The sequence below is a fragment of the uncultured Helicobacter sp. genome (assembly GCF_949282165.1).
Classification (GTDB): Bacteria; Campylobacterota; Campylobacteria; order Campylobacterales; family Helicobacteraceae; genus Helicobacter_F.
The window spans coordinates 51559-69108 of sequence record NZ_CASDOV010000006.1; the positions used below are offsets into that span (position 1 = coordinate 51559).

General features: G+C 44.8%; 18 protein-coding genes. 15 read left to right on the top strand and 3 right to left on the bottom strand.

From position 1 onward, the window contains the following. Nucleotides 1–44: 44 nt before the first annotated feature. The 5 genes from ACH2BK_RS04760 to ACH2BK_RS04780 all read left to right on the top strand — a co-directional run bounded on the left by ACH2BK_RS04760 (nt 45) and on the right by ACH2BK_RS04780 (nt 4043). Nucleotides 45–584, top strand: coding sequence for a hypothetical protein (locus ACH2BK_RS04760; protein ID WP_395002301.1), 540 nt, complete (start codon nt 45–47; stop codon nt 582–584). Then, nucleotides 538–936 carry a methyltransferase domain-containing protein gene (locus ACH2BK_RS04765; RefSeq protein WP_395002302.1) on the top strand — a complete coding sequence of 133 codons (399 nt, stop codon included), beginning with the start codon at nt 538–540 and terminating at the stop codon, nt 934–936. The genes ACH2BK_RS04760 and ACH2BK_RS04765 overlap by 47 nt, the downstream gene beginning before the upstream one ends. A gap of 157 nt (nt 937–1093) precedes the next feature. Beyond that, nucleotides 1094–2137 (top strand): N-acetylneuraminate synthase family protein, encoded by a 1044-nt coding sequence (locus ACH2BK_RS04770; protein WP_394909592.1) that lies wholly within the window; start codon nt 1094–1096, stop codon nt 2135–2137. Between the two features lie 95 nt (nt 2138–2232). Further along, nucleotides 2233–3378, top strand: a complete 1146-nt coding sequence (gene neuC / locus ACH2BK_RS04775; RefSeq protein WP_395002345.1) for a UDP-N-acetylglucosamine 2-epimerase — start codon at nt 2233–2235, stop codon at nt 3376–3378. After that, complete coding sequence (locus ACH2BK_RS04780; protein WP_395002303.1) at nt 3369–4043, top strand: cytidylyltransferase domain-containing protein; 675 nt, start codon at nt 3369–3371, stop codon at nt 4041–4043. The genes neuC and ACH2BK_RS04780 overlap by 10 nt, the downstream gene beginning before the upstream one ends. A gap of 101 nt (nt 4044–4144) precedes the next feature. On the opposite strand, the gene ggt is transcribed toward ACH2BK_RS04780, so the two are convergent. Beyond that, a complete protein-coding gene (gene ggt / locus ACH2BK_RS04785; RefSeq protein WP_395002304.1) occupies nt 4145–5851 on the bottom strand; it encodes a gamma-glutamyltransferase in 1707 nt (568 codons plus the stop codon). Between the two features lie 341 nt (nt 5852–6192). Between ggt and ACH2BK_RS04790 the strand changes: the two genes are divergently transcribed. The 7 genes from ACH2BK_RS04790 to ACH2BK_RS04820 all read left to right on the top strand — a co-directional run bounded on the left by ACH2BK_RS04790 (nt 6193) and on the right by ACH2BK_RS04820 (nt 12403). Further along, nucleotides 6193–7089 (top strand): alpha-2,3-sialyltransferase, encoded by an 897-nt coding sequence (locus ACH2BK_RS04790; protein ID WP_395002305.1) that lies wholly within the window; start codon nt 6193–6195, stop codon nt 7087–7089. 397 nt (nt 7090–7486) lie between these two features. Beyond that, nucleotides 7487–8212, top strand: coding sequence for a hypothetical protein (locus ACH2BK_RS04795; RefSeq protein WP_395002306.1), 726 nt, complete (start codon nt 7487–7489; stop codon nt 8210–8212). Next, complete coding sequence (locus tag ACH2BK_RS04800; RefSeq protein WP_395002307.1) at nt 8212–8937, top strand: glycosyltransferase; 726 nt, start codon at nt 8212–8214, stop codon at nt 8935–8937. The genes ACH2BK_RS04795 and ACH2BK_RS04800 overlap by 1 nt, the downstream gene beginning before the upstream one ends. Continuing rightward, on the top strand, nt 8934–9848 hold the full coding sequence (locus tag ACH2BK_RS04805; protein ID WP_395002308.1) for a Gfo/Idh/MocA family protein: 915 nt from the start codon (nt 8934–8936) through the stop codon (nt 9846–9848). Before ACH2BK_RS04800 ends, ACH2BK_RS04805 begins: the two co-directional genes overlap by 4 nt. Then, on the top strand, nt 9845–10183 hold the full coding sequence (locus tag ACH2BK_RS04810; protein WP_395002309.1) for a hypothetical protein: 339 nt from the start codon (nt 9845–9847) through the stop codon (nt 10181–10183). The genes ACH2BK_RS04805 and ACH2BK_RS04810 overlap by 4 nt, the downstream gene beginning before the upstream one ends. Continuing rightward, on the top strand, nt 10173–11282 hold the full coding sequence (locus tag ACH2BK_RS04815) for an FAD-dependent oxidoreductase (protein ID WP_395002310.1): 1110 nt from the start codon (nt 10173–10175) through the stop codon (nt 11280–11282). The genes ACH2BK_RS04810 and ACH2BK_RS04815 overlap by 11 nt, the downstream gene beginning before the upstream one ends. Before the next feature lie 215 nt (nt 11283–11497). Continuing rightward, nucleotides 11498–12403: an alpha-2,3-sialyltransferase gene (locus tag ACH2BK_RS04820; protein WP_395002311.1), complete on the top strand. Its 906-nt coding sequence runs from the start codon at nt 11498–11500 to the stop codon at nt 12401–12403. Nucleotides 12404–12405: 2 nt separating this feature from the next. Here ACH2BK_RS04820 and miaB read toward each other — a convergent pair whose 3' ends face one another. After that, complete coding sequence (gene miaB / locus ACH2BK_RS04825; protein WP_395002312.1) at nt 12406–13728, bottom strand: tRNA (N6-isopentenyl adenosine(37)-C2)-methylthiotransferase MiaB; 1323 nt, start codon at nt 13726–13728, stop codon at nt 12406–12408. A 7-nt stretch (nt 13729–13735) separates the two neighbouring features. Next, a complete protein-coding gene (locus ACH2BK_RS04830; protein ID WP_395002346.1) occupies nt 13736–13984 on the bottom strand; it encodes an HP0268 family nuclease in 249 nt (82 codons plus the stop codon). A gap of 188 nt (nt 13985–14172) precedes the next feature. Between ACH2BK_RS04830 and nusA the strand changes: the two genes are divergently transcribed. The 3 genes from nusA to miaA are packed head-to-tail and all read left to right on the top strand — an operon-like array spanning nt 14173 to nt 17396. After that, a complete protein-coding gene (gene nusA, locus ACH2BK_RS04835; RefSeq protein ID WP_395002313.1) occupies nt 14173–15348 on the top strand; it encodes a transcription termination factor NusA in 1176 nt (391 codons plus the stop codon). Between the two features lie 15 nt (nt 15349–15363). Then, nucleotides 15364–16482, top strand: coding sequence for a pyridoxal-phosphate-dependent aminotransferase family protein (locus ACH2BK_RS04840; RefSeq protein WP_395002314.1), 1119 nt, complete (start codon nt 15364–15366; stop codon nt 16480–16482). An 11-nt stretch (nt 16483–16493) separates the two neighbouring features. Then, nucleotides 16494–17396: a tRNA (adenosine(37)-N6)-dimethylallyltransferase MiaA gene (miaA, locus tag ACH2BK_RS04845; protein ID WP_395002315.1), complete on the top strand. Its 903-nt coding sequence runs from the start codon at nt 16494–16496 to the stop codon at nt 17394–17396. Nucleotides 17397–17550 lie beyond the last annotated feature (154 nt).

Sequence of the window (17550 nt, forward strand, 5' to 3'; positions counted from 1 at the left end):
GTGTTATAATGCACAACCATAAAATAAATCAAAAAGGAGAGATGATGAAATGCTATCTGTGCGGGAGTGAAAACCACTTCAAAAGAGAAGGAAAAGTGCGAGAGGATCACAACATAAATATCCTAGAATGCAGGGATTGTGGCCTAGTATTTTTGGATAAACAAAATACCGGTGATGCATTTTATGAAAACAACAATATGATTGATGAAAAGTTCTTTGAAACCACAAAGCGAGGGGGTGAAAATCTCGATGCAAAAATGCGTGAGTTCTATATCCACAACGCCGTGTTTGTGGAAAAACGCTTTGATCTCATAAAGCAATCTCTTGTGGGCAAAAGTCTTTTGGATTTTGGAAGTGGTAGAGCGCAGTTTCTCATCAAAGCAAAAGAAGTAGCAAACCAAGTGGCGGGAGTAGAATTAGAATCTCGCATTAAAGATATTTATAAAGACAATAACATTCCTCTATTTAGTCATTTAAACGAAATTGGGGGGGGGGGCAAGATACGATCTCATCACTGCCTTTCATGTGATGGAGCATTTGGAAGATCCCATCGCGATTTTGCGGCAACTTACCGCACTGCTTGAGGACAATGGCAAAATGATTATTGAAGTGCCAAATGGCAATGAAGCACTTTTGAGCATTTATAAAAACAAAGCGTATTCAGAATTTATCTACACCAATGTGCATTTGTATTGTTTCACACCACATACTTTAAGGCTTTTGGGAGAAAAAGCAGGGCTTAAAGTGGATTTTATCAAATGTATCCAACGCTACCCACTCTCAAACCATCTTTATTGGTTAGCTCACAGCGCGCCAAATGGACAAAAACAATGGGGAACTTTCATCGATAATCCACTTTTGCAAAATGCCTATGAGCAAACCCTTGCATCACTTGGTGCTACCGACACACTCATCGCACAATTTAGCAAACAATAAAATCACATAGGGCTATCCCTATGTAGCCAAAAAACTTGCATTTTCTCTCTTTTTAAAATTCTCCTACACTCCACAAATAAGGCATTTATGAAAATTACCATTTTCAATCTTTTTGTATTTTTTCAAAAAGTGTCGGTATCACTTCAGGAGAAAGCATATGGACACAATCCATATCCAAAACATTACCATTTCCCAATCCGCTCCGCCGCTTGTCGTGCCAGAGATTGGCATAAACCACAATGGTAGTTTAGAGATTGCCAAACTGATGGTAGATGCTGCCAAAAGAGCGGGGGCGAGGCTCATCAAGCACCAAACGCATATCATTGAAGATGAGATGAGCAAGGAAGCCCAAAATATCATACCGGGCAACTCTGATAAGAGCATTTATGAGATTATGAAGCAATGCGCGCTTAGTGACAAAGACGAGCGAGCTTTGAAAGAATACACTGAAAGCCTAGGGCTTGTGTATCTTAGCACGCCCTTTTCGCGTGCGGGGGCAAATCGCCTAGAAGATATGGGGGTGAGTGCGTATAAAATCGGCTCGGGCGAGTGCAGCAACTACCCGCTCCTAAAACACATCGCAAGTTTCAAAAAGCCCATAATCCTAAGCACAGGTATGAATAATTTAGAATCTATCGCCAAAAGCGTGGCGATACTGCGAGAGTATGAAGTGCCTTTCGTGCTACTCCACACGACTAATCTCTATCCCACGCCACCCCATCTCGTGCGACTAAATGCGATGCTGCGTCTAAAAGAGCACTTTGGCTGCCTCGTAGGGCTAAGCGATCACACAAGAGATAATCTCGCGTGCCTTGGAGCTATAGCTTTGGGAGCGTGTGTGCTAGAGCGGCATTTCACAGATTCTATGACAAGAGAGGGACCTGATATAGTCTGCTCGATGGATGAGCACGCCCTAAGGGAGCTCATCATCCAAAGTGAGCAAATGGCGATAATGCGTGGCACACAAACAGAATCTAAAGAGGCGGCTAAGGAAGAGCAAGTAACCATAGACTTTGCCTTCGCAAGTGTGGTGAGTATCGCACCTATCAAAAAGGGGGAGATTCTCAGCATGCAAAACATTTGGGTAAAACGCCCGGGTAAAGGCGGAATCCCCGCCCACGAGTTTGAATCCCTGCTAGGCAAGAGGGCACTAAAGGATATAGAATCCAACACGCAATTGCGCTATGAAGACTTTGCATAAGGCAAAGAGTGATGAAAAAAATAGAATCTAAAGCTACTGGCGACATTACAGAATCTAAGAGCAGCAGCAATTTGCCCCAAGCAAATTGCAATAAAATGCTAAGCCCTAAGAAAAAAATCGTTTTTATCACAGGCACGCGCGCGGATTTTTCAAAAATCAAATCGCTTATGCACAAAGTCGAAGATTCTAGCGATTTTGAGCTTTTTGTGTTTGTTACCGGTATGCATTTAAGCTCTTATTTTGGCTCTACAATTGGGGAAGTAGAAAAAAATGGCTTTAGAAATATCTTTAAATTTATCAATTACGACAAATACTACCAAATGGACAAAGCCCTTGCCACGACTATCGATGGCTTTTCAAGATTTGTTAGTGAGGTAGAGCCTGACCTCATAGTCGTGCATGGCGATCGCATAGAGCCACTCGCTGCGGCGATCACGGGCAGTCTCAATAATATCCTAGTTGCTCATATCGAGGGTGGGGAAATCTCTGGCACGATTGATGATAGCCTGCGACACGCTATCTCCAAGCTCGCCCATATCCACCTAGTCAATGATGAGAACGCCAAAAAAATCCTTATGCAGCTAGGCGAGAGCGAAGATTCTATCTTTGTCATCGGCTCGCCTGATATGGAGCTTTTGGAGCAGAGCACCATCTCGCTTGATGAGGCAAAACGCTACTATGATATAGACTTTGAGCACTACGCTATCGTGATGTTTCACCCCGTAACCACGGAATTTATGGATATGAAAGCCCAGAGTGAAAATCTCGTCTCCGCCCTTAAATCAAGTGGAAAAAACTATATCGTGATTTATCCAAACAACGACTTGGGCTTTGAGTTTATTACACAATCTTATGAGGCATTGCGTGGATTAGCGCGATTTAGGCTTTTTCCCTCGCTGCGCTTTGAGTATTTTATCGCGCTGCTTAAAAATGCCGAGTTTGTCATCGGCAATTCTAGCTGTATCCTCAAAGAAGCGCCCTATCTAGGCATACCCGGAATCCTAGTGGGTAGCAGGCAAAATGGCAGAGCAGGAAGCCAAAGCGTGCTCAAGGTAGAGGCGCAATCTAGCGCGATACTTGAGGCCATAGGGCAGATTCACAAAATCGATAGGACAGATGCAAAACACACAGAGATTCTCAATAGCTCTGAGCGGTTTTTTGAATATTTGCAAAGTGGGGCGTTTTTTGACATACCCACGCAAAAGGTGTTTAATACCATCAGGGCACAAAAGTGGCACTAGCTCTCATACCAGCCCGCGCAGGGAGCAAGGGCATACCAAACAAAAATCTCGCACCCCTAGGCGATAAGCCGCTACTGCACTACACTATAGAGGCGGCAAAACAGGCGGCTTGTGTGGATTCTATCGTGCTAAGTAGTGATGGCGATGGGATATTAGAGTATGGCAGGACACAGGGCATTGAGGTGCTACAAAGGCCTAAAGAGCTCGCACTTGATAGCACAACAAGCGATAAGGTAGTCGCGCACGCACTGCAGCACTATGCGTGTGAAACGCTCATATTGCTCCAGCCCACCTCGCCGCTTAGGAGTGCGAGACATATCGATGAAGCCTTTGAGCGATTTACAAAAGAGGGCAGTGAGGCGCTCATTAGCGTAACGCAATGCGATAATGCAATCCTCAAAGCCTTCGTGCTTGACGAGAGGGGACATCTGCGCGGAATCTGCAACGATGCTTATCCCTTTATGCCACGCCAAAAGCTCCCAAAGACTTACAAAAGCAATGGGGCGATTTATATCGTGCAGACACGCGCATTTTTGGACAATCCAAGCTTCCTGCAGCCTCACACAAGCTACTATGTGATGGATAGCACCTCAAGTATCGATATCGATTCGCTAGAGGATTTGGATAGGGCTCATAGGATACTATCAGAGCGCACACTCTGCTAGATTCACTGCGCGCACGCCAAACACGATATTTTGCAGCGTATCTAATCCCCGCTAAGCCTCATAGAATATCTTTGCTTTCTTCCCTTAAGCCCTTTTTTGCTTTAAAACTCTTTCCTAGGATCATTCACGCCATAATACACGCCATTTTTCTGCATAATGGCATTCACATCGCCCATATCGGGTAATTCCGTGATTGTGTAGCCCATTTTCTTTAGATTGTCTTTCACATCTTCGCTCAAGCCATATTCCTCCACGCGCAGCTCATCGGGTAGCCATTGCATATGGAATCTCGGATATTCCACCGCCCTGCCTAAATCCATCTTATAATCAATCACATTCACAATCACTTGCAACACCGTGGTAATAATCCGCGCTCCGCCCGGACTGCCCACTACCATAAACAATTCCTTATCTTTAAACACGATAGTTGGCGACATAGAGCTTAGAGGGCGTTTATTTGGCTCTATGGCGTTTGCCTCACCTCCCACTAGCCCATAGATATTTGGCACTCCGGGTTTGATAGAAAAATCATCCATTTCATTATTGAGCAAGAATCCAGCCCCCTCTACCGCTGCTGCACTACCATAACTCGCATTGATTGTGTAAGTAACCGCCACGGCATTCCCCCATTTATCCGCCACAGAATAATGTGTCGTGTGGTTGCCCTCTTTGAGATTTGGGGTATTTTCTTGCTTGATAACCCCAAGCCCGGGGGTAACCTTCTTACTTGGTTTTGCTCCCTTTTTATCCAGAGAATCCCATACCTTTTTAGCATACGCCTTGCTTGTAAGCTCGCTCACAGGCACTTTGATAAAATCAGGATCTCCCAAAAATACCGATCTATCCGCATACGCTTGACGCATGGCTTCAGCAATAATGTGAATGCTTTTTGAACTCCCAAAGCCAAGTTTGCCTAAATCCGTATTTTCTAGGGTGTTTAGAATCTGCAGGATATGCACCCCACCGCTACTTGGCGGAGGCATAGACACGATACTATACCCACGATAGCTCCCCACTATTGGCTTACGCCACACAACCTCATAGCTTGCCAAATCCTCCTTAGTGATGATGCCCCCATTTTTTTGCATATCTTTGACTATCAAATCCGCTATCGCGCCCTTATAAAAGGCACGCTCGCCCTCTTTTGCTATTAAGTCAAGGGCATTTGCTAAGTCTTTTTGCACGAGAGTTTCCCCACCTTTATACACACTCCCATCTTTTTTGAGAAAGTATTTTTTAGAGCTTGCAAACTTTGCTAAATCTTCTTGTGCTTCTTTCATGGTTTCGCTTTGTCTGTCAGTAACCACAAAGCCCTTTTGCGCCAACTCTATGCTAGGGGCTATTAAGTCAGCTAGCTTTTTAGTCCCGTATTTCTCTAGCATAGCACTCATACCCTTCACCGTCCCGGGCACACCAGCGGCCAAATAGCCTATGGTAGAGGCATTAGCAATCACATTGCCCTTACTATCCAGATACATATCCCTATGCGCCTTCATAGGGGCTCTTTCTCTAAAATCCAACGCAACATTTTCCCCATTGGCCAAATGCAACAACGCAAAGCCGCCTCCGCCGATATTCCCCGCAGCAGGATGCACCACAGCCAGACAATAGCCCACTGCCACAGCAGAATCAATGGCATTCCCACCAGAATCCAACACTGCTTTGCCTATTGTAGTGCAATATGGGCTAGAAGTCATCGCAAGCCCTGTGCCTGTGCTATCTTTGATTGGTGGATAGCTCGCGGCTTGTGTGTGGAGCGCAAAAATACTCAAGCTAGCCAGAAGTAATGACAATCTTTTTAGAATCATACATATCCTTTCTCTCATTTAGTCTGTGCCGCATTATCTCTCTAAAAAAGTTAATACACTCGTGGCTCATAAATTGTAACAACAATACAAGAATCTAAATATTACATTTTGTAACTTTGTGAGATATAGGGGCTAAAAACCCCAACCAAAAACACAAAAATCTATGGAAGATATAATCAAAATGTCCCAAAGGATACCATCAGAGCACACGCTCTGCTAGATTCACTGCACGCACGCCAAACACGATATATTGTAGCGTATCTAATCCCTGCCAAACTCCCCGCTTTAAGCTGTTTTTTTTTTTTTTTGATTATCATTGCCCAAAACTTTCAAGGATAGTGATGAAAAAGGCACTTGTGGTGGCGGGTAATGGACCAAGTCTGAGAGAGATTGACTACACGAGATTGCCCAAAGAATACGACTTGTTTCGATGTAATTTATTTTTCTGCGAGGAAGCCTATTATTTGGGCAAGCAAGTTAGTGCGTATTTTTTTCACAAAACAAATTTTTTTGAATATTACTTCACTCTTAGACACCTTTTAACAAATCAAGAATATAGCATTGATAGAATCTTATGCCGTGATCAATGTGCAGATTTTTTCTCTTCTAAAGAAGAGTTTATGAAACATTTTCCGGATTTGGAATTTTCAGATTCTTATGCAGATTCACTAGTAGAATTCTCAAAATACAGGAACTTTAATGCCATCTTTTATAACGATCATATCACAAGTGGTATTTATATGTGTGCTGTTGGTATAGCACTAGGATATAAAGAGATTCATATCAGCGGGATAGATTTTTATAATCAGGGAACAAATAGCTATGCTTTCAAGCTCCAATCAAATACTCGCAAGCTTTTACCGCTGCTCAATAGAAAAGGCAAAAATACAGACGATTGCTATCATAACGCAAAAACAGATATCCAAGCCTTGCAGTTTTTGCAACAACACTACGATGTCAAATTCTATAGCCTTTCACCACAGAGTCCCCTCTCTCAACATATAGATCTCTCTCCAATTCTTGCCCAACAACCCGCTTTTATCCCAGAGAAAAAACCTATCGGATACACGGCAGATATGATAATCCCAGAATATATGGATTATGAGAGATTTCACCTCAAAGATCCACTACAAGAAGAAAAAACACCAAAATTAAAGAAAAATATTTACTACAGAATCTTTAGGGATTTTTTCAGACTCCCAAGCGATATAAAACACTACATAAGGTATAAAACCTAGCAACACAGATACATTGATAAACACCCAACGCTTAGAACGATATAACATTAACACTTTGATAAAAGCGATAAGCACCCTTAAGGGATCATAATAAGAATTATGCTACAATGAAAACACACCAACACAAGGTTTCATATGCAAACAACTCTTTTTTCAATTGCTATCCTTAATCGCACCATTGCTAGCACAACCCTACAAAACCTCATAGAATCTCTAAAAAATCACTACGCGTATTTTGAAATATTACTGATAAATCCTATTTTTTCTACATACAATTCCCCCCCCCCCGATAGATAGTCTAGATTGCTTCAAGCCCACCAAAACCCCTCTGTCATCTCCACACTCTAGTCTAGCTCCGCACCTGCGCATATTAGAAGTTAAAGCCCTTGATACTTCAATGTATTATCACATTTTCTTACAAAACTGCATTGGTGACTATCTGCTTTTTGTGGATTTGGAGACACAGAGCATTGCAGATTGCCTAGCAATGCTCAAAAAGGCGGTGGAATACGACATCATCATTGGCGTGCGCAAAACCAAGCGACAAAGCCTTATCCAGCGCCTTATCTCAAAAGCCTTTTATGCCACACTCAAACTCTGCGTAAGGCGCGAGATAAACTCCACTTATAGTGAATCTTGCGCACTCAATCGCAAAGTGATACATTTCCTCCTAAAACAAAATGAACCTATCAAGCTCTTACGCCTTCTTGCCTTTGATACAAGCTTTAGCAAGTATGAATACGCCTTCACCCCCATAGCCCCAAGCAAGCCAAAAAATTTTCTTCACTCACTAAACCTTAGCATTGATATTGTTTTCCAAAACTCCTATAAGCTCCTGCGCCTAGCTACGCTCACTTCCCTTAGTATGGCGGTGGTAAATTTTTTGTATATGTTTTATATCCTCCTATCGTTTCTTTCTAAAGAAAACATAGAGCGCGGCTGGACATCAAGCTCGCTTTATATGGTGCTTATGCAATTTTGTCTTTTTTTAGTCTTAAGTATTTTTGGCGAGTATATGCGCGTGATTTTGCTGCATTTTAAGCGTAAAGACACTTACCAAATCATCGATGAGACAAGCTCCCTCTCCCTTAAAGTCCATCAAAAAAACATCAAGGATTCCTAATGCAACGACTTAATATCATCTTACCTGTTTTAAACGAAGAGCGCTGCCTAGAGGCAAGCGTGCGCAAAATAAAAGCCTTTTTGGATTCACAAAATATCCCCTATATGCTCACCATCGCGGATAATGGCTCAACCGATAACACAAGCACCATCGCCCGCGCACTCTGTGATACACACACCCAATACCTCAAAATCTCACAAAAAGGCGTTGGAATCGCATTTAGAGAATCTATCCTGCACAATGCAGCGCACGAGCAGCCTTGCGAGTTTGTCGGCTATATGGACATAGATTTATCCACAAACCTTGCACATCTCAAAGAAGTCTATACGCTTTTATGCCAAGGAGAAAAAATCGTAGTGGGCTCGAGGCTTTTGAGAGATTCTGTAGTCTCTGGCAGGAGCATAAAGCGCGAGATTACCTCACGCGGGCTTAATCACCTCTTGCGCTTTGTGCTAGGGGTGCGTTTTAGCGATGCAATGTGTGGCTTTAAGTTTTATGAGGCCAAAAGCGCGCAGTATCTGCTCACACAATGCTATGAGGACAATGGGTGGTTTTATTGCGCACAAATGCTCATACTCGCACAATATCGCGATATAAAAATCTGTGAAATCCCCGTAGTGTGGCAGGACGATAAAGAATCAAAGGTAAAAATCACACGCCTCTCCCTAAACTATCTCAAAGAGATTTTGCGTCTTTTTGCTAGGCGCGTGCGAGGGAAGCTATGAGCACTAGACAAACACCGCTTAATGCTATTCTTATCGGACATGGGCATTGGGGACAGATACTAGCGCGCTACATTACACAAAGTCCATATTTTCATCTGCTTGCAATCTATGGCAGGGATTTTGGCGAGATTCCCCCACACACGCACACTGCCTTTATCGCTACCCCGCTAGATTCACACTATGCCCTTAGCAAGCAATGCCTACAATCCAATCTCTGTGTCTTTGTAGAAAAGCCCACATGTCCTAACACAAAAGAGCTTCAAAGCCTCTATGACATAGCGCACAAAAGAGGCCTTAGAATCTACACAGATTATATCTACCTCACTTCCCCCTCCATTGCTAAGATTCACACACTCATAGATTCCCTTGGGAAATTGCAACGCATAGAATCTTGCATTACCCAATACGGCAGATTCTATAAAAATGAGGGGGCACTCGAGGTGCTTGGCGTGCATTTGTTAAGCGTGTTTGTCTCGCTCTTTAAAAACCTTAGTTTAGAATCTTGCCTCAAAACTAGCCCTTATGATGTCCTATTGCGTTTAAAAACACAGGATTGCCCCATCACGCTACATTGTAGCTTAGAATCTAAACGCAAGCGGCGTGAGATTCATATCTATGGGGAGAGGGGTGAGCTGCATTTTGATATGTTAGATTCTAATCCCCTATGCTATGTGTATGGAGGGAGGCGAGAGTATTTTGGCTTTGATGAGGGGGATAATATCGCTCACACGCTTAGTTTGTATTATGAAATTTTGCACAATGAGGCACGATATGCAAACCATCGCGCCATTGCCACGCGCGTGCTAGAGATTGTGCAATCCTGTAACACCCTAGCTAGTAAATCTAAGGCTTACCACCAAACAATGTCACAAAACCTCACAATCCCATCGACTAAAAAAGGACATATATGAGCACGATGACTTTCTCAAAAGCAGACATTATAGAATCTAAGCAACCTCACACACTGGATTTGGGCAATGTGTGCGCGCCAAGATTCAATAATGGCGGAGCGAGGGCGGAAACACTGCGTATGAGCGATAACAATTTGCCACAGAATCTAGCGTATAAAAAAGATGTTTGCCTACAACACCTTGATGACGCGCTGACACTAAGGATTCTGGAATCTCGCAAAGATTGCAGTGTATGCTCGCGCAGCGGAGCGAGCAGGGATTTACTCCCTGTGAGCGGCAACAAGTTTGCCCTAGCAAACTTGCATAAATATATGAAAGACAATTATGCGCTATGATGCAGTGATTATAGGCGGTGGCTTTTATGGCTGTATGATAGCCCTAGCGCTTGCTAAAAAACATAGCAAGATTCTCATTTTAGAAAGAGAGGGTGCGCTACTGCAAAGGGCGAGTTTTTGTAATCAAGCTCGCGTGCATGGTGGCTACCACTATCCGCGCAGCCTCCTAACCGCCTTTAGCTCACTCGTGAATTTCGAGCGTTTTTGCAAAGACTTCGCCCCCGCGATAAAGAGTGATTTTCTCAAATGCTATGCCATAGCTAGTATTGGCTCTAAAACAAGCGCAAAGCAATTCTTTCATATCTTTGACAAAATGCAAGCACCCATATCCTACGCCCCGACACATATCAAAGCCCTGTTTTGCAAGGATTTGATAGAGGAAGTTTTTATCGTGCGCGAATACGCATTTGATAGCGTGATATTGCATCGATTGCTTTTAGCACGGCTAGATTCTCAAAAAATCCCCGTGCGCTACCTTACAGAGGTAAAAAGCGTGCGCGCACTCCAAAATGGCGTAAAACTCCTGCTAGCAGACGATGAGTGCATAGAATCTAATGCCGTGTATAACTGCACCTATGCAGGGCTTAATACCCTGCTACACAACTCACGCTTGCCCCTTTTGCCTATCAAAGCCGAGATTACAGAGATGGCCTTGGTGCAAGTGCCCCAAGTGCTACGCAATATAAGCGTTACGATTATGGATGGGGCGTTTTTCTCACTTATGCCCTTTCCTGCCAAGGCCACGCAGGACAAAAGTGCTACAAACACAGACTATCACACCCTAAGCCATGTGCGCTACACACCGCATACAAGCTGGATAGATTTGCAAACTTATCACAATGCCTATGAGAGGCTAGCAGCCTATCACAAGCACTCACACTATCCCTATATGATAGCCGATGCGCGGCGTTATATGCCGATTTTAGGAGAATGCGTGTATCAAGAAAGCCTCTTTGATGTCAAAATCGTTAGCACCAACAACGAAGCCGATGATGGCAGGCCTATACTTTTTACCAAGGATTATGGGATTAAGGGTTTTTCAAATGTTTTGGGCGGCAAAATTGATAATATTTATGATATTTTGCATGTTTTGGATTGAGCGCAATAGATTCTAGATTCTCAACGCTTGTGTAATGACACAAAGGCCTTAGCGATGGGGCATTAGCAGACTTGCCAAAAGCCCTACTGCCACAAATATGCGGGGGAGGGTTTAAATTTTAAGCGCAAAGTGCCCACACCATCTCTCATCCTCCCACCTTTAAGCTGTTTTTTTTTTTTTTGATTATCATTGCCCAAAAATTCTAAGGGGCGATGATGAAAAAGGCGCTTGTGGTGGCGGGTAATGGACCGAGTTTGAGGGAAATTGACTACACGAGGCTACCCAAAGCATACGATGTGTTTAGGTGCAATCTGTTTTGGTTTGAGGACAAATACTACTTAGGCAGAGATGTTGCCATGGCTTTTGGCAACCCCGATGCGTTTTTTGAGCAATACTACACGCTTAAAAATCTCATAGAAAGCAAAGATTACAATATCGCACAGATTGCTTGTGCAAACTTCGAAGTAGAAAGTGTCGAGCCACATAACTTTAAAGAAACTTGCAGGCAATTTTTTTGCGATGCGCTTTTGGGCTCTACAATCCTTTTTCAAAACACACACATAGAATCTTTTATCAAATTCAACGAACTCTACCAAAACCAACGCATCAATACCGGGACATACCTATGCCTTTTGGGTGCGGTTATGGGGTATGAGGAGATTTATATCGCAGGGATTGATTTATACACAGGTGGCGCGGTGTATGGATTTGATATACACGACAAGGCTAATCTCTTGCAGATTAAACCAGCCTATGCGACAATAGCCGCCAATACCAAGCACAATCCACAAATCAACCTCAAAGCCCTAGAGCTCTTAGCACATATTTGTGATACAAGGCTTTATACTATCGCTCCAATCTCCCCACTATGCGAGCATATCCCACTAGCCCCAGTGCAAAATCCACAGCCAAACTTCACACCAGAGCAAAAACCACAAAATTGCATAAAAGATATACTTCTACCAAACAAAAGAGCCTACAGAAACTATCACAAAAGACAAAGAAGAAGTGCGTTAGAAAAGAACTTTTATTACACCCTCATTAGAGACTTGCTCCGCCTCCCAAGCAATATCAAAAATCACTTCAAAGACAAAAAGCACCAAAAAACATTATTGCGCTAAGCCTACACCACTTCCCCGCTTAGAGCTCCACCATGGGCTTTGGTAATCCGCACGCGCACCATCTGCCCAATCTCCCCCACAAAATCCACAATCCTAATGAGCCGATTGTGATCACTACGCCCCTCGCTCCAGCCCTCTTGTGCGTGGTGGTTCTCGACAAGCACCTCGAAAACTTTACCAATCTCACATTGAGATTTTTTGGCAAGGATTTGCTTGTGGAGATTCTGTAATCTCGCCAATCGCTCCTTTGCCACCTCTGCATCTACCAGCAAGCTAGATTCTATCTCATACGCACTTGTGTGCGGTCTAGGCGAGTAGATGAAGCTATACATCGTATCAAACTCCACCGCCCGCACCACTTCAAGCGTATCCTCAAAGTCCGCCTCACTCTCGCCCGGGAATCCCACGATAATATCTGTGCCAATCCCTACATCCGCCACACCCTCACGCGCACAAAACTCCCGAAGTCGCGCCACGCGATCGAGATACCATTCTTTGCTATAGCCGCGCTTCATTGCTTTTAAGATCTTGCTCGAGCCGCTTTGTAATGGGATATGTATCGCCTTGCAAATCTTTGGATTTTTTGCAAATTCCGCCAAAAACGCATCATTCATATGCAATGGGTGGGGCGAGGTAAAGCGCAATCGTGCAATCCCCTCGATCTCGCTTAAGTTGCGCAATAGCGTGGTAAAATCCACGCGCTCGTGTGGCACAGAAAAGCGCACGCCATAGTTATTGACATTTTGCCCCAAAAGCAGCAGTTCTTTTACCCCCTGTGCGGCGAGCTTGCGCGCTTCTTTTAGCAGCAAATCCTGCGGGATAGAGATCTCCCTACCACGCGTAAAAGGCACGATACAATAGCTACATTTTTTATCACAGCCAATCGAGATATTGAGCAGTGCCTTTATCCCCATAGTCTGGGGCGAGGCAAACACATAGGTGCTATCGTCATAATCTATATCCACTTCCACAGCCTTTGGTGTATGCAAAACCTGCGTGATTTTAGAAGTATTGCGCGCACCGAGCACAAAATCCACATACGGCGATTTTTTGATAATCTCACTGCCCATATGGCTCGCCGTGCAGCCGCACACGCCGATTTTTGCACCCTGCTTTTTGTGCAGGGCAAACTGCCCAATCTCGCTAAATAGCTTCCTCTCGGGCTTCTCGCGCACTGAACAAGTGTTGATAAGTATCAAATCAGCGTCTTTGGGATTGTCAGTGAGTTTGTAGCTCTCTTTTTGGGCAAGCTCGGCGATGATATGTTCAGAATCCCGCTCATTCATCGCGCACCCAAGCGTTTGGATATAGAGTTTTTTGCTCATTTAGAATCTAAATAATGTGGATTTCATAAATGTAGTTGTTTTCATCAAGCCCATAGCGCACTTCATTGAGCTGCACACGATAGCCAGCCTTTTGTATCGTGTTTTGGGCTTTTTGCATATCTTTGTGAGGATTTTGCCCATCGAAGTAAAATATATGCTTGCCCTCCTCTTTGTATTGTTTTAGCACCTCATCGATTGAGATTTTTGTCTCACCTTTCTTACTTTGTAAATCCGTCTTAGCGACTTTTAGCTCCATCACACACCTCCTGCTACTCTAAAATTGAAGGCGTAAGTATAGCAAAATGTAGCGCAGAATGCGCAGCAAAATAAAGCGCAAAACACAATGATTTTGTAACTTTTAAGCTATTTTCTACTACAATGCCCGCGCTTCAGACTTCTATAGACGCGACAACAATCCCAACCAACTCGGAGGCAACAATATAGATGGAAAAAATCCTAGACATCATAGATATGATAGCGTATGAAAAGGGCATAGAGCCAGACATCGTGTGCAACATCGTAAAAGATGGACTTATCAAAATCGCCCAAGAAGAAATCAACCCCAATTATGAATATTTTGTCGAGCAAGATTTAAAAAACCGCACGCTTAGGCTATTTTATAAAATCCTTGTGTGCGCCGATGATGATGAACGCCTACAAGAGGACAATCTAGGCGTGATCGCACTCTCTAAGGTGCGCCAAGAAGCCCAAAATATGGAGCAAGACATCAGCATAGGCGACACGCTAGAATACGAGCTTAGCCTAGATTCTATGAAGCGTGGGGCGATAAACAAACTCTTTTTAACCCTAGAGATAAATCTGCAACGCCAAATCGAGGATCAGCTCCTAAGTAATCTCAAATCCAAGCTCAATAAAATCGTCGCAGGCGTGGTAGTGGGCGTGGATAAAGAAGAGAATACCTTTGTGGAAATTAGTGGTATCCGTGCTGTCTTAGCCAAAAAAAATCGCATCAAAGGCGAGCAATTCAAAGTAGGGCAGACAATCCGCGCCCTGCTAAAATTTGTGGGCGTAGGCAAGGGCGGCATACGACTAGAGCTCAGCCGCACCGCGCCGAAGTTTTTAGAAGAGCTCCTCACACTAGAAGTCCCCGAGCTCAAAGACGAGGAGATTCACATACACAAAAGCGCGAGAATCCCCGGCGAGCGCGCTAAAATCGCGATTTTTACCAACAACGCTCGTATCGATCCCATAGGCTGCTGCGTGGGGGTAAAGGGCGTGCGTATCAATGCCGTGAGCAATGAGCTAAATGGCGAGAGTATCGACTGCATAGAATATGTCCAAACGCCCGAGATTTTCCTCGCCAAAGCCCTCGCACCCGCACAAGTGCTTAGCGTCAAGCTCCAGCCCCAAGATGAGGGCAGCGAGCAAAAATTCTCCCACAAAGCCATCGTGCAAATCCGCTCAGATCAAAAAAGCAAAGCCATCGGCAAAAATGGTATCAATATCCGCCTAGCAAGTATGCTCTGTAATTGCGAGATAGAGCTCATTGAAGTGGGCGCTGCGAGCACTGCGACAAATGATGAAACCACACAAGGCGATACAGAATCTAAGGTAGAAAAAACCGGAATTGACGCCTTGCAATCACTCTTTAAAAACTAAGACAAAGGAGCTAGTATGTTACTCTTTACCCCCGGTCCGACCCCTGTGTTAGAATCTATCCGCAACGCGATGAGTGAGCCCACGCTCCACCACCGCACGCCCGAGTTTGAAGCGATTTTCGCACGCGTGAGAGAAAATCTCAAAAAACTCCTAAACCTCCCAGAAGTGCTAATGCTCGCTAGTAGCGGCAGCGGCGCGATGGAAGCGTGTGTGCGGACATTTACCAAAAACAAAGTGCTTGTGGTAAATAGCGGGAAATTTGGGCAGAGATTTGCCAAGATTGCAGAGGCTTATGCGATCCCACACACGCAGATTGAGCATAGTTGGGACACACCCGTGAGCGTGGAGGAGGTGCTAGAGGCATTTAGGGCTGATAGCGCGCTAGATTGCCTATGTGTGCAGATGTGTGAATCTGCAGGAGGGCTACGCCACCCAGTGGAGCAAATCGCTAAGGAGCTAAAAGCCCTAAAGCCCGATGTGATGATTGTGGTAGATGCTATCACGGCTATGGGCGTAGAGCCTATCGATACCACGCACATAGACGCGCTTATCGGTGGTTCGCAAAAAGCCTTTATGCTTCCCCCCGGGCTAAGTATCATCGCGCTTTCACAAAATGCTATCGATATGGCAAATGAGCGCGATGTGGGCTTTTACTTTAACCTCAAAACCGAGCTAAAAAACCAAGCCAAAAACACCACGGCTTGGACTGCGCCAACAACTATTATCCAAGGGCTTGGCAAGTATTTTGATCTCGTAGAAGAGCTAGGCGGGATTGAGAGAATCTATGCGCAAACTAGAGCGCGCGCACTAGCGAGCAATGAGGCAATGCGCGCCCTAGGACTGCATATCTATCCTAAGACTCCAGCCCTTGCGATGAGCACGATTTATGATGAGACAAACGCGAACACCCTGCGCAAGATTCTAAAAACCGATTTCGCACTCAATGCCGCAGGCGGGCAAGATCATCTCAAAACGAGCATTATCCGCTTTAATCATATGGGACTTATCCCTGTGTATGAGAGCGCGTGGGTGCTAAACGCCCTTGAGCTCGCACTCCAAAAAGCCGGCTTGCGCGCCTTTGATGGCGCAGGCAATGCCGTGTTTTTGCAAAAATACTACGAGTTATTGCAATAGATTCTCTTTCTATGCAGATTTTTGCGCTCATCGGGGCGAGTGGGAGTGGCAAAAGCGCGCTAGGGTTAGAGCTTGCTACGCGTTATAATGGCGAGATTTTCTCACTAGATTCACTAAGCATATACCGACATATCGATATCGCCTCTGCCAAACCTAGCCAAGAGGAACGCGCGCGTATCGTGCATTATGGGATTGATGAGCTAGAGCCAAGTGAGCCCTGCAGCGTGATGAACTTTTGGCAAAGTTTAGAATCCGCCCTAGCGCAAGCGCGCTCCAAGGGCAAAAAAAGCTTTTTTATCGTGGGGGGCTCGAGCTTTTATCTCAAAAGTATGATTGAGGGGCTAAGCCCTATGCCCACACTCCCCCAACCGCAACTAAACGCACTGCGCAAACGCGTGGAGGCTATCACAAATCCCTATGAGTTTTTGTGCCACATTGATATGCCCTATGCTAAGACGCTAAAGCCCACAGACACTTACAGAATCCACAAAGCTCTTGAGATTTACTTCGCCACACACACCGCACCAAGCGCGTATTTCGCCACGCACCCTAGGCAAGCATTTACAGAATTACAAAATATCCCCATCCTCGTGCTTGATATGCCACGCGCGATATTGCGTGAGCGGATAGCCACGCGCACGCGCGCAATGCTAGCACAGGGGCTGCTTGATGAGGTGCGCTTTTTGCGCGATACCTATCCCCCAAGCTCACAGAGCCTCAAAGCCATAGGGATCAAAGAAAGTCTAGCATTCCTCGCCACAGGGGGCAGTGATACCACCGCGCTTTGTGAGCAGATAACCACGCACACCGCGCAGCTTGCTAAGCGACAGAGCACTTTTAATCGCACGCAGTTTCGCAACGCCCTCGTGCTAGATTCTCACCAAATCCGCGACTACATCGCACTACAATTTTAATGCAAGTTTTGCAGTGCAAAACTTGGTATCGGCAATGTGAGCAGAGCCCCCATTGCCTCCGCTTGCGCGAGCATACAAGAGATTTTTAAGCGAGATTCTGTGATTAGTCGGTGCAAGCGCGTCAGGAACGCGTTTTAAGCTAGCACATTTTCTA

Coding starts and splice junctions, on each gene's coding strand:
- ACH2BK_RS04805 (WP_395002308.1), top strand. CDS start 8,934: ATGAGCACTAGACAAACACCGCTTAATGCTATTCTTATCGGACATGGG.
- miaA (WP_395002315.1), top strand. CDS start 16,494: ATGCAGATTTTTGCGCTCATCGGGGCGAGTGGGAGTGGCAAAAGCGCG.
- ACH2BK_RS04820 (WP_395002311.1), top strand. CDS start 11,498: ATGAAAAAGGCGCTTGTGGTGGCGGGTAATGGACCGAGTTTGAGGGAA.
- miaB (WP_395002312.1), bottom strand. CDS start 13,728: ATGAGCAAAAAACTCTATATCCAAACGCTTGGGTGCGCGATGAATGAG.
- ACH2BK_RS04760 (WP_395002301.1), top strand. CDS start 45: ATGAAATGCTATCTGTGCGGGAGTGAAAACCACTTCAAAAGAGAAGGA.
- ACH2BK_RS04795 (WP_395002306.1), top strand. CDS start 7,487: ATGTATTATCACATTTTCTTACAAAACTGCATTGGTGACTATCTGCTT.
- ACH2BK_RS04815 (WP_395002310.1), top strand. CDS start 10,173: ATGCGCTATGATGCAGTGATTATAGGCGGTGGCTTTTATGGCTGTATG.
- ACH2BK_RS04770 (WP_394909592.1), top strand. CDS start 1,094: ATGGACACAATCCATATCCAAAACATTACCATTTCCCAATCCGCTCCG.
- ACH2BK_RS04830 (WP_395002346.1), bottom strand. CDS start 13,984: ATGGAGCTAAAAGTCGCTAAGACGGATTTACAAAGTAAGAAAGGTGAG.
- ACH2BK_RS04840 (WP_395002314.1), top strand. CDS start 15,364: ATGTTACTCTTTACCCCCGGTCCGACCCCTGTGTTAGAATCTATCCGC.
- ACH2BK_RS04810 (WP_395002309.1), top strand. CDS start 9,845: ATGAGCACGATGACTTTCTCAAAAGCAGACATTATAGAATCTAAGCAA.
- ACH2BK_RS04790 (WP_395002305.1), top strand. CDS start 6,193: ATGAAAAAGGCACTTGTGGTGGCGGGTAATGGACCAAGTCTGAGAGAG.
- ggt (WP_395002304.1), bottom strand. CDS start 5,851: ATGATTCTAAAAAGATTGTCATTACTTCTGGCTAGCTTGAGTATTTTT.
- neuC (WP_395002345.1), top strand. CDS start 2,233: ATGCTAAGCCCTAAGAAAAAAATCGTTTTTATCACAGGCACGCGCGCG.
- ACH2BK_RS04800 (WP_395002307.1), top strand. CDS start 8,212: ATGCAACGACTTAATATCATCTTACCTGTTTTAAACGAAGAGCGCTGC.
- nusA (WP_395002313.1), top strand. CDS start 14,173: ATGGAAAAAATCCTAGACATCATAGATATGATAGCGTATGAAAAGGGC.